We start from the raw sequence: 11,514 nt of genomic DNA, 5'->3' as shown, positions 1-11,514 counted from the left end.
TCTCGGAGGTGGGCGGGCCGTTCGCCTTTCCTGTCACACTTCGCCGGGCCGCCCCGTCCTCCCGGTGAACGACAGGAGGACATGATGCGGATTCTCGTCACCGGCGCGACCGGGACGTTGGGGCAGCAGGTGGTTCCGGCGCTGCAGGCAGCGGGGCACGACGTGGTGCGGATGAGCCGGCGCGCGGCGCCGGACGCGGGATGGCGGCAGGCGGACCTGGCCACCGGGGAGGGCCTCGACGGCGCGGTGCGGGACGTCGACGCGATCGCGCACCTGGCGTCGAGCCCGTACAAGGGCAAGTACACCCAGCGGACCGATGTGGACGGCACCCAGCGGCTCCGCGACGCGGCGCGGCGGGCCGGCGTCGGTCACCTGCTGTTCGCGTCCATCGTGGGCATCGACGACATCCCGTGGAAGTTCTTCCGGCAGAAGCTCGCGGGCGAGGAGCTGGTGCGCGACGGGGTGCCATGGTCGATCGTGCGCGCCACGCAGTTCCACCCGGCGATCGACATGGTGCTCTCGGGCGCGGCCCGCCTCCCGCTGATGCCGGTCCCGTCCCAGGTCCCAGGTCAGCCGGTGGATCCCGCCGTGGTCGCGCGAGTCATCGCGGAGAACCTGGCGGCGGGCCCGTCGAAGCAGATCACCAACGTCTGCGGCCCGGAGGTCCTGACCTTCAAGGAGCTCGCCACGGCCTGGCTCGAAGCCCGGGGCCGCCGCAGGCCCCAGCTCCCCCTCCACGTCCCGGGAGCCCTGGGCAAGGCATTCCGCGCCGGAGCCCTCACCCTCCCGGACCAGCCCACCGAAGGCCCCACCTGGCATGACTGGCTGCACCAGTGATCGCCCATTGGTGACGGACGTCGCGAGGTCGAACGGGCGCGGCAGGCGTTCCGCCGCTGCTTGAGCGAAGCGCACACCGTGGATGAGCACATCGGGGAGTGACGGCAGTGGTCGTATCGGATTGGCAGTCGCTGCGTGACCGCCGGATGGCAGAACCGGGGGCCAGCGAGGCGTGCGAAGCCACCCGGATCGCCTTCGATCCGGGTCGACCACTCGTGAACTTCGGGAGCAGCGGTCCTGGACGCAGGGCCAGCTCGCCGAAGCCGCTGGGATCTCGCAGCCCGCTGTGGCGCGCTTTGAGGCCGGAGGCACCGTTCACTCCTCGAACGGCTGGCGCGGGCGCTCGGCGTGGAGCTGGTCGTGAGGTCCGACCCCGGAGCTCGGCAGCCTGACGGTCGTGAGTGCGGAAGCCTTTGCTCGGGTGGCTTCCGCACTCACGACCCGGGTGTCAGCCGCAGTGCTCGAAGGGGCTCTCGTAGGCGTTGGAGCCGACCGAGCCGCCCCACTTCACGCAGGTCGCACCGGCCGCTTGGCGGACCGGGCCCGCGTAGTAGGTGAAGTCACCGGAGTCGGTCACCCGCGACTTGCCCTGGACCTCCAGGAACGCCGCCGTCGGGGATGCCTTGCCCAGCGACGTCGACTTGAGCGTCACCACGCAGTTGTTCGCGTTCGAGGCGTTGTAGAGCAGGTAGACGGTGCCCGCACCGTTGGCCAGCGCCTTGGAGTTGATCACGCTGTAGCCGGAGCCGCACACCTCGGTCGGCGAGTACGGGTTGCCGCCGCAGTTGTTCTTGCTGGTGAACGAGGTCTTGTCGAAGTACGGCACGGCAACGCCGTTGAGCTTCGCCTTGACCACGGTGCCGTTCAGGATCTGCTCGTAGTGCAGGTGCGGGCCGGTCACTCCGCCGGTCGCGCCCGCGGCGCCGATCTTCGCGCCCAGGGAGACCTTCTGGCCCACCGAGACGTTCTGGGCGGACAGGTGGGCGTAGCGGGTGCGCCAGCCGCTGCCGTGGTCCAGCTCGATCCAGCGGCCGTAGCTGGTGCTGCCCTCGTTGGCGACCCGCGTGACGGTGCCCGCCGCCGAGGCGAGCACCGGCATGCCGGTGATGCCGGACTTCTGGAAGTCCACCGAGTTCGCCGGGTTGTGGCCGCTGAAGGTCGCGGCAGTCACCGTGACGCCGCATTCGAACGGGACCTGGAAGTTCGGCGCGGCGGACGCGGGTGCCTGCCCGAGCCCGACCACGCCGACCGCCGCGAGCGCGAGAGCCGCCACGCCCGTGCCTAATCGTCGCAACATGAACCACCTCCAGTTACAAGGGGATTCATGCGACCACGCCGCAAAGGGGAAGAACAGACCTATTAGGCGGATTCTTCGTGAATCTTTCCCAGCCACACCGCGGTCGAGCCGGGCAGCACACCGTTCCAGCCGGTCGCGGCGTCACTGCGGCACAGCAGTTCGCCGGGCAGCTCCAGCGCGACCGGTTCGGTGCCGAAGTTGGTGGCGCACACGAAGTCCGGCCCGCGGCGGAACGCCAGCACGCCCTCGGGCGTGTCCACCCACTCCAGCTCTCCGTCGCCGAGGGCGGGGATCGCGCGCCGCAACGCCAGCGCGTCGCGGTAGGTGCGCAGCACGGAATCTCCGCTGCTCTCCTGCTCGGCGACGGTCGCGGTCTTCCACTCCTCCGGCAGCGGCAGCCAGCTCTCGCCCGAGCTGAAGCCGAACGGCGGCGCGTCACCGGACCACGGCATCGGCACCCGGCAGCCGTCGCGCCCCGGGTCAGTGCCGCCGGAGCGCGTCCAGATCGGGTCCTGGCGCACATCGTCGGGCAGGTCCAGCACCTCCGGCAGCCCGAGCTCCTCGCCCTGGTAGACGTAGACCGAGCCGGGCAGCGCGAAGCTGAACAGCGCCGCGGCGCGGGCCCGGCGCGAGCCGAGGTCGCCGTCGCCGTAGCGGGTCACCGGGCGCTGGACGTCGTGGTTGCCGAGCACCCATGTGGTGGTCGCGCCGACTTCGGCCGTGGTGGCCAGCGATTCCACCACCACCCGCCGGAAGTCCGGGGCCGACCAGGGCGCTTCCAGCAGCGCGAAGTTGAACGCCTGGTGCAGCTCGTCGGGGCGCACGTACCGGGCCAGCCGTTCGCTGGTCGACGCCCACGCCTCGGCCACCCCGATGCGCTCGCCCCGGTAGGAGTCGAAGAGCTGCCGCCAGTCGCGGTAGATCTCGTGCACCTCGTCCTGGTCGAAGTACGGCAGTTCTCCGTGCCCCAGCAGGGAGATCTGCTCGTCCAGCCCGGTGTCGGGCAGCTCCGGGTGCTTGATCATGCCGTGCGCCACGTCGATGCGGAAGCCGTCCACGCCGCGGTCCAGCCAGAACGCCAGCACCTCGCGGAAGTCCGCGCGCACCTGCGGGTTCCGCCAGTTCAGGTCGGGCTGCCGCGGGTCGAACAGGTGCAGGTACCACTGGCCGTCGGCGACCCTGGTCCAGGCCGGGCCGCCGAAGACGGATTCCCAGTCGTTGGGCGGCAGTTCGCCGCGCTCGCCGCGGCCGTCGCGGAACAGGTACCGGTCGCGGGCCGGATCACCGGGCGCGGCGGCCAGCGCCGCGGCGAACCACTCGTGCTGGTCGGAGGTGTGGTTGGGCACGACGTCGACGAGCACCCGCAGGCCCAGCTCGTGGGCGCGGGCGAGCAGCGCGTCGAAGTCGGCGAGCGTGCCGAAGGTCGGGTCCACGTCGCGGTAGTCGGCCACGTCGTAGCCGCCGTCGGCCATCGGCGACGGGTAGAACGGGGTCAGCCACACGGCGTCCACGCCGAGGGACACCAGGTGCGGCAGCCGCTCCCGGATGCCGGCCAGATCGCCGATCCCGTCGCCATCGCCGTCGGCGAAGCTGCGCACGTAGACCTGGTAAACGACGGCGTCACGCCACCAATTCGTCATTCGCTGCTCCTCATGAGGTTCACGACGCGTACCGAGGTGGGGGCGGCTGCAGTGCCGAGGTGGGTCCGTGCGCGTTTCGGGGCGCTCCGGCACCCCGAAACGCGCACGGACGCCCTCACAACCGCCGGGTGGATTCGCGGACGATCAGGTTCGGCCGGAACATCCGGCTGAAGTTGGTCGAGGCCCGCACCGGTTCGTCCGGGTCGAGCTGGCGGGTCAGTTCGTCGACCGCCGCGGCGGCCATGTCGCGGATCGGCTGGGCCAGCGTGGTCAGCGCGGGCTGGCAGTAGGCGGCAAGCGGGATGTCGTCGAAGCCGACCACCGAGATGTCCTCCGGCGTGGCCAGTCCCCGCCGCTTGGCCTCCCGCATCGCGCCGAGCGCCATCACGTCCGACGAGCACAGGACCGCGGTCGGCCGCGGGCCGTCGAGCAGTTCGCCCATGGCCTGCGCGCCGCCCTCCGCCCCGAACGGCGCGTGCACGACGAGGTCCGCGCTCGGCTCGATCCCGGCCTCCTCCAGCGCCGACGCCCATCCCGCCCGCTTCATCCGGGACGGCAGGGCGCGCGCCGGGCCGCTGACGAAGCCGATGCGGCGGTGGCCCAGTTCCAGCAGGTGGCGGGCGGCGGTGTGACCGGCGAGGTGCTCGTCGACGGTGATGTCCGGGACGTCCAGGCTCGGCGTGCTGCCGTTGACGAACACCATCCGGACGCCTTCGGCGCGCAGCTTCTCGTAGTAGCCGCGGCTGCGGCGCTCGTCGTTGTCCGGGTTGGCGATCTCCGGCGACACGAAGATCATGCCCTCGACGCCCCGGGCGACCAGCATCCGGACGTAGTCCTTCTCGGTCATCGCCGCGCGGGTGTTGCACAGCAGCGACGAGTAGCCCGCCAGCGAGGCGCGGCCTTCCAGCGCCTCGGCGAAGGCCGGGAACACCGGGTTGGTCAGCTCCGGCACCAGCAGGCCGATGACCCCGGTGCGGCGCAGCGCACCGGTGCCGCGCGCGGTGTGCGGCATCTGGTTGAGGACTTCGAGGACTCGTTGCCGGGTCTCCTCCTTGATGCCCGCCTTGCGGTTGAGCACTCGGCTCACCGTCGACACGCTCACCCCCGCCGCCTGGGCGATATCGGCCAGACCCGCCACTGCTCCGCTCCTGTCGCGCCGGGACCACTTGCTGACGCAATCCTGCACATGATCGAAATATTTTGCAAACCTCTACCTCGGATTGATCACGAGAACTTTGTCGATGATCGCTGAACACCTTGACTTGCATCACATCTTGGGTATGCAATTTGACGCCAAGTGTTCGCAAGTTTTTGCAAGCAGGAGGTCCGGACATGAGACCCAAGGTCATGGTCGGCGCCGCCCTGGGCCTGGTCGGCGTGCTCGCCGCCGGGTGCGGTGGCGGCGGCGGCAACCCCGGCGAGGTCGTCTTCTGGGACACCAGCGGCTCCGCGGAGAGCGGGGTGTTCCGGGAGATCGCGGCCGACTGCGCGCGCACCGGCGGCTACCAGGTGCGCGTCGAAACGGTCGCATTCGACCAGGCGCTGAACAACTACAAGACCGCGGCGCAGGGCGGGCAGGGGCCGGACGTGCTGCGCTCCGACGTCGGCTGGGTCGCCCAGCTCGCGAAGGCCGGGCTGATCCAGGACCTCTCGGACACCCCGCTGGCCGCAGACACCGCCGATTTCCTGCCCGCACCGCTGGAATCCACCAAGCACGAGGGCAAGACCTACGCCGTCCCGCAGGTCACCGACGCCTTGGCGCTCTTCTACAACAAGGCCCAGCTGGCGCGGGCGGGCGTCCAACCGCCGAAGAGCTGGGACGAGCTCCGCTCGATCGCGCCCGCGCTCGGCGGCGACCGCGCGCTGTTCATCAACAACGACGAGTACTACGCGCTGCCGTTCCTCTACGCCCACGGCGGCGACCTGGTCGACACCGAGTCCCGGACCATCACGGTGAACTCCGCCGAATCCGTGCGCGGGGTGCAGACGGCCAAGGACCTGATCGACGCCAAGGCGGCCCGCACCGCGCTCGACCAGCCGAACTCCTACACCACGATGAAGGCCGCGTTCACCTCCGGCGAGGTGGCGATGGTCGTCGACGGGCCGTGGGCGGTCGCGGAGTACACCCAGTCCGAGCAGTTCGCCGATCCGGCCAACCTCGGCATCGCGCCGCTGCCCGGCGCGGGCACCTCACCGGTCGGCGGGCACGACTACGTGATCCGGCAGGGCAGCGACGCCACCGAGGCCGCGGTGAAGTTCCTCCAGTGCATGAGCAGCACCGAGAACCAGGCGAAGATCGCCGCGGAGCTCGGGCTGCTGCCGACCCGCCAGTCCGCCTACGACGACCCGGCGGTGGCGCAGAACCCGGTCGTCTCGGCGTTCCGGCCGCTGGCCGCCGACACGCACGAGCGGCCGTGGATCCCGGAGAACGCCGAGCTGCTGGAGCCGCTGCAGACCGCCTACGCCGAGATCCTGGCCGGGAAGAAGGAGACCGGTGCCGCGCTCGACGAAGTCGCGCGGACCTACCAGACCTCCGTCGTCCCCGGCTACGCCCAGCGCTGAGGCCGGCATGCGGAATCTGTTCGCGCGCTACTGGTTCGCCTACGCGATGGTCCTGCCGGTCGTGGTGGTGCTCGCGCTGCTCGTGGCGCTGCCGCTGCTGCAGGGGCTGTTCTTCGGCTTCACCGACATCAACGACACCAACATCGCCAACCCGGTGCTGGACCGCGAGGCGAGCTACGAGTTCACCGGACTCGCCAACTACCTCAACGTGCTCTCCGGCGATCCCGCGTACGGCTCGTTCTGGGCGACGCTGGGGCGCACCGTCATCTGGACCGGCGCCTGCGTGTTCTTCCACTACGCGATCGGCCTGGCGCTGGCGGTGCTGCTCAACCGGCAGCTCCGGTTCCGCGGGGTGTACCGGGTGCTGCTGATCCTGCCGTGGGCGGTGCCGGTGTTCATCAGCGCCTTCGCCTGGCGGTACCTGTTCAACGCCGAGTACGGGCTGATCAACTGGGCGCTGGAGTCGGTGGGGCTGCCCGCGCAGGTGTGGCTGGGGCAGTCCGACCTGGCGCTGGTGTCGGTGATCGTCGTCAACGTCTGGCTCGGCGTGCCGTTCATGATGGTGGCGCTGCTGGGCGGGCTGCAGTCGATCCCGGCCGATCTGCACGAGGCCGCCGAGATCGACGGGGCGTCGCCGTGGCAGCGGTTCGTGCACGTGACGCTGCCGGGGCTGCGGTCGGTGTCGAGCTCGGTGGTGCTGCTCGGGGTGATCTGGACGTTCAACATGTTCCCGGTCATCTACCTGATCACCGGCAACAACCCGCACACCCGGATCCTGGTCACCTACGCCTTCGAGCGGTTCTTCTCCGGTGCCACCCGGGATTACGCGATCGCCTCCACCTACGGCGTGCTCGTGCTGTCGGTCCTGCTGGTGTTCGCGACCATCTACCGCCGCGTTATGCGCAGGCACGGGGAGGTGCTCTGAGATGTCCATCGACGCGGCCTCGCTGCGCGCCACGACCGCGGCGGTCCGGCAGCCGGCGCGGCGCAAGCGGTCCACCGCGGCCAGCATCGGCCTGCACGCGACCTTGGTGGTGGCCTCGCTGATCGCGGTGTTCCCGGTGTTCTGGGTGCTGGTGGTGTCGTTCAAGCCGGACGCCAAGGCCATCGAGCGCACCCCGACGCTGTTCGCCGACTCCACAGTGGACAACTACTGGAACGTGCTGTCCGGGGCGAAGGGCGCGTTCCTGAGCTGGTTCGGCAACTCGGTGCTGATCGCGGCGCTGACCACGGTGCTCGGCGTGCTGCTGGCGGCCACCACCGCCTACGCGGCCAGCCGGTTCCGCTTCCCGGGCAGGCGGTGGCTGCTGCTGTCGTTCCTGGTGGTGCAGATGTTCCCGTTCGCGGTGCTGATCGTGCCGCTGTACAACATCCTGCTGGCGCTGGGCCTGCAGGGCAGCGCGCTCGGCCTGGTGCTGGTGTACTGCAGCACCGCCATCCCGTTCTGCACCTACATGCTGAAGGGCTACTTCGACGGGATCCCCGGCGAGATCGACGAGGCGGGGCGGGTGGACGGGCTCTCGCCGTTCGGCGTGTTCTGGCGGCTGGTCCTCCCGCTGGCCAGGCCGGGCCTGGCGGTGACGGCGTTCTACTCGTTCATCGTGGCCTGGAGCGAGGTGGCCTTCGCCTCGGCGTTCCTGTCCGCCGACGACCGCTCGAAGACGCTGGCGGTGGGCCTGCAGGTGTTCGTCCAGCAGAACCGGGCGGAATGGGGCCACCTGGCGGCGGCATCGGTGCTGGTGGCGGTGCCCGCGGTGCTGGTCTTCTACCTGGTCCAGCGCTTCCTGGTCGGCGGCCTCACCGCGGGCAGCGTCAAGTCCTGACCCAGTGGCACGCGATTTCAATGGAAATCAGACGTCCGATTTCCATTGAAATCACACAGAACCCGACGCACAGTCGGCGTGTCGGGTGCCCGACACGCCGACGGTCGTGCAATTTCAATTGAAATCGACGAGTTGATTTCAATTGAAATTGCGCACCTCCTCGGCATCCACCGGTGTGTCGGGAGACTGACGCACCGATGTCCTGGCAGGCCTGTGGAAATCGGCTCGCCCGGGTGGTGGCGTGCTCGTGCGCGGGTCTTCGTCCCACTACGCTGGCGGCATGACGGCGTTCACGCTCGGTGGTGCGACCACGATCCTCGACGGCGGTCTGGCCACCGAGCTGGAGGCGCGCGGGCACGACCTCTCCGACTCGCTGTGGTCGGCCCGGCTGCTGGCCGATTCGCCGGAGGAGATCGTGGCCGCGCACGCCGCGTTCTTCCGCGCCGGGGCCGAGATCGCGACGACGGCGAGCTACCAGGCGAGCTTCGAGGGCTTCGCGGCGCGCGGCATCGAGCGCGACGAGGCCGCCAAGCTGATGCACCGGAGCGTGGAGCTGGCCCGGCTGGCCGGCGACGTCGAGCCGGGACGGCACCGGTGGGTGGCGGCCTCGATCGGTCCGTACGGCGCGATGCTCGCCGACGGCTCGGAGTACCGCGGCCGATACGGACTCACCAAGCGCGAGCTGCGCGACTTCCACCGGCCACGGCTGGAAGTGCTGGCCGAATCCGTCCCCGACGTCTTCGCGCTGGAGACGGTCCCGGACGTCGACGAGGCGGAAGCCCTGGTCGACGCGCTGGGCGGGCTGGAGGTCCCGGCCTGGCTGTCGTTCACCATCGACGGCGACCGCACGCGCGCCGGGCAACCGCTGGCGGAGGCCTTCGCGGTCGCCGACGACGCCGCGATCATCGCGGTCGGCGTCAACTGCTCGGCACCCGAGGACGTGCTGCCCGCGATCGAAATCGCCCGGACCGCAACGGAGAAGCCGGTCGTGGTGTACCCGAACAGCGGTGAGGTCTGGGATGCGCAGCAGCGGGCCTGGACCGGTGGCGCGGCTCCGGTCGCCGACCACGCGCGCAGCTGGCGGGCGGCCGGTGCGCAGCTGATCGGCGGCTGCTGCCGGGTCGGCCCCGAGGACATCTCGGCGATCGCGGAAGCGCTGATTGATCCGGAGGACTGACCGGGTTGGGCCGAACCGCCCATCCTGGGACGCTTTTACCGGACAGTTCATCTGAAAGTTCTTTTCCAACCGATACCTTCGCGGTGGAATTCGGTATCCATCGGCGAAAGGGACGGGCATGCGCCGGATCACCAAGATCGTGGGGGCGGCGGCCGGAGCCGCGCTGCTGTGCCTGGGCGCGACCCAGGTGTCCACCGGGGAGCCGCTGGCGATCAGCGGGACCACCGTGTTCACCAAGGGCGAGGGCGGCTACAACTGCTTCCGCATCCCCGCGATCGTGCGCACCCAGGACCGCAGCGCGCTGCTCGCGTTCGCCGAAGCACGGCGGAACAACTGCGACGACACCGGCTACATCGACGTGGTCCTCAAGCGCTCCACCGATGACGGGAAGTCCTGGCAGAAGCTGGAACTCGTGTCCCCCGGCGACGGCGACACCCGCGGCAACCCGGTGCCGATCGTGGATCGCGGCACCGGCCGCATCTCGCTGCTCACCACGCACAACCCGGGCCCGGACTGCAACGGCAGCGGTTGCCGCCGAACGCCCTTCCTGCAGCACAGCACGGATCCGAGCGGCAAGCAGTGGACCGAGCCGGTGGCGCAGCCGCAGCTGAAGAAGCCGGAGTGGACCAAGTGGTACGCCACCGGGCCCGGCCACGGCCTGCAGATGACCCGCGGCGAGCACCAGGGCCGGATGGTCGCCGGCATCAACTACGAGGGAACCGACGGGCTCAAGGGCGCCGGGATCGTGCACAGCGACGACGGCGGCACGACCTGGCGCCTCGGCGCCCTGGACGACCGGACCGGCGAGAAGATCAAGCCGCAGGAGCTCAGCCTGCTGGAGACCGTCGACGCGGAGCTCTACGTCGCCGCGCGCAACCAGGACAACTCCGGGACCACCGTGGCCGACGGCAACCGGGCGCACGCGGTCAGCGCCGACGGCGGCGAGACCTTCCGCGAGCCGTTCTCGGTCGTGCCGCAGCTGCGCGGACCGGTGGTGCAGGGCTCGGTGGTCCGGCTGCGCGCGACGACCGCCGGTGACCCGAGCAACCTGATCCTGTTCTCCGGGCCGTACAACACCGATCCGGACATGGACCACCGCCGCCACACCATGCGGATCCGCACCTCCTCCGACGAGGGCGCGACCTGGCAGGAGGTCGGCACGGTGGTGGACGCGACGTGGTCGGCGTACTCCGACCTGATCAACCTGGGCGGCGGCTGGGCGGGCCTGCTCTACGAGGCGGGTTCCCCGGAATCGCAGGACGCGCACCAGACGATCCGCTACGCGAGGTTCAGCGAGAACGACCTGGCCCGCTGAAAACCGGTTGTCACCGCTCGGTCGGCCGCTCCAAGCTGGAGCGGCCGACCGATCACGGGAGTGCCCATGGAGCCGGAGTTCGACGCCGAAGGTCTGTTCGATGACGATTACCTGCACTTCTACCGCGAGCTGATCGACACCGGCAGCGACGCGGAAGCGACGCTCATCTGGGAGCTGCTCGGCCTGGAACCCGGGACGGAAGTGCTCGACCTCGCCTGCGGGCACGGACGGCTGGCGGGCCCGCTGGCGGCTCGCGGCTGCCGAGTGACCGGCCTGGACAGCAGCGCTCCATTCCTCGACCGCGCCCGCACCGACGCCGCGGCGCGCGGTATCGAGGTCGACTACGTGCTCGGCGACATGCGCGAGCTGCCCTGGACCGACCGGTTCGACGCGGTCTTCAACTGGTTCACCGCCTTCGGCTACTTCTCCGACGAGGGCAACCGCCGGGTCCTCGCCGAGGTGCACCGGTCGTTGAAGCCGGGCGGCAGGTTCGCGATGGAGCTGAACAACGTCGTCAACCTGCTGCCCCGCTATCTGCCCGCGGTGGTCCGCGAGGTCGGCGAGGACATGTCGATCGACCAGCACCGCCTGGATCCGATCACCTTCCGCTCCCACGTCGAACGCACGATCGTCCGCGGGGGCGAACGCCGGACCATCCGCTACTCGGTCCGCTTCTTCACCGTGCCGGAGCTGCGTGATTGGCTTCGCCAAGCGGGTTTTCGCGACATCGAAGCGCTCGGTGAGGACGGTTCGCGGCTGACCCGGGAGCACGAGCGCCTGATCGTGACGGCCACCCGCGGGTAGCTGCCCGTGAGCGTTTTGGGGCGCTATGGCACCCCAAAACGCTCACGGCAGCGTCACCT

At 70.1% G+C, this 11,514-nt stretch carries 11 protein-coding genes; 8 read left to right on the top strand and 3 right to left on the bottom strand.

Annotated features, from left to right (window positions below):
- Nucleotides 1–84: 84 nt before the first annotated feature.
- Together C4T78_RS23100 and C4T78_RS37095 are read left to right on the top strand one after the other, a co-directional pair.
- The gene (locus C4T78_RS23100) at nucleotides 85–837 is read left to right on the top strand and encodes an SDR family oxidoreductase (RefSeq protein WP_235863844.1); all 753 of its coding nucleotides are present in this window, start codon (nucleotides 85–87) and stop codon (nucleotides 835–837) included.
- A gap of 172 nt (nucleotides 838–1,009) precedes the next feature.
- Nucleotides 1,010–1,201 (top strand): helix-turn-helix domain-containing protein, encoded by a 192-nt coding sequence (locus C4T78_RS37095; RefSeq protein WP_235863843.1) that lies wholly within the window; start codon nucleotides 1,010–1,012, stop codon nucleotides 1,199–1,201.
- A gap of 84 nt (nucleotides 1,202–1,285) precedes the next feature.
- On the opposite strand, the gene C4T78_RS23090 is transcribed toward C4T78_RS37095, so the two are convergent.
- From C4T78_RS23090 to C4T78_RS23080, 3 genes are all read right to left on the bottom strand, one after another.
- On the bottom strand, nucleotides 1,286–2,134 hold the full coding sequence (locus tag C4T78_RS23090; protein WP_093357885.1) for a M23 family metallopeptidase: 849 nt from the start codon (nucleotides 2,132–2,134) through the stop codon (nucleotides 1,286–1,288).
- Nucleotides 2,135–2,196: 62 nt separating this feature from the next.
- Nucleotides 2,197–3,774, bottom strand: a complete 1,578-nt coding sequence (locus C4T78_RS23085) for a glycoside hydrolase family 13 protein (protein ID WP_093357884.1) — start codon at nucleotides 3,772–3,774, stop codon at nucleotides 2,197–2,199.
- Between the two features lie 115 nt (nucleotides 3,775–3,889).
- Entirely contained in the window at nucleotides 3,890–4,912 is a 1,023-nt protein-coding gene (locus tag C4T78_RS23080; protein WP_093357883.1) for a LacI family DNA-binding transcriptional regulator, read from the bottom strand.
- Nucleotides 4,913–5,106: 194 nt separating this feature from the next.
- On the opposite strand from C4T78_RS23080, the gene C4T78_RS23075 reads away from it, so the two are divergent.
- From C4T78_RS23075 to C4T78_RS23050, 6 genes are all read left to right on the top strand, one after another.
- Complete coding sequence (locus tag C4T78_RS23075) at nucleotides 5,107–6,336, top strand: extracellular solute-binding protein (protein WP_093357882.1); 1,230 nt, start codon at nucleotides 5,107–5,109, stop codon at nucleotides 6,334–6,336.
- Nucleotides 6,337–6,343: 7 nt separating this feature from the next.
- Nucleotides 6,344–7,261 (top strand): carbohydrate ABC transporter permease, encoded by a 918-nt coding sequence (locus C4T78_RS23070; RefSeq protein WP_093357881.1) that lies wholly within the window; start codon nucleotides 6,344–6,346, stop codon nucleotides 7,259–7,261.
- Between the two features lies 1 nt (nucleotide 7,262).
- Nucleotides 7,263–8,159, top strand: coding sequence for a sugar ABC transporter permease (locus C4T78_RS23065; protein ID WP_093357880.1), 897 nt, complete (start codon nucleotides 7,263–7,265; stop codon nucleotides 8,157–8,159).
- Nucleotides 8,160–8,439: 280 nt separating this feature from the next.
- Nucleotides 8,440–9,336, top strand: coding sequence for a homocysteine S-methyltransferase (gene mmuM / locus C4T78_RS23060; protein ID WP_093357960.1), 897 nt, complete (start codon nucleotides 8,440–8,442; stop codon nucleotides 9,334–9,336).
- 118 nt (nucleotides 9,337–9,454) lie between these two features.
- A complete protein-coding gene (locus tag C4T78_RS23055) occupies nucleotides 9,455–10,651 on the top strand; it encodes a sialidase family protein (protein ID WP_093357879.1) in 1,197 nt (398 codons plus the stop codon).
- Nucleotides 10,652–10,717: 66 nt separating this feature from the next.
- Entirely contained in the window at nucleotides 10,718–11,455 is a 738-nt protein-coding gene (locus C4T78_RS23050) for a class I SAM-dependent methyltransferase (RefSeq protein ID WP_093357878.1), read from the top strand.
- Nucleotides 11,456–11,514: the final 59 nt, after the last annotated feature.

This window comes from Saccharopolyspora kobensis, assembly GCF_900108315.1.
Classification (GTDB): Bacteria; Actinomycetota; Actinomycetes; order Mycobacteriales; family Pseudonocardiaceae; genus Saccharopolyspora; species Saccharopolyspora kobensis.
Note: the sequence above shows the minus strand (reverse complement) of the source record. Positions and strands in the feature narration are given on the sequence as shown.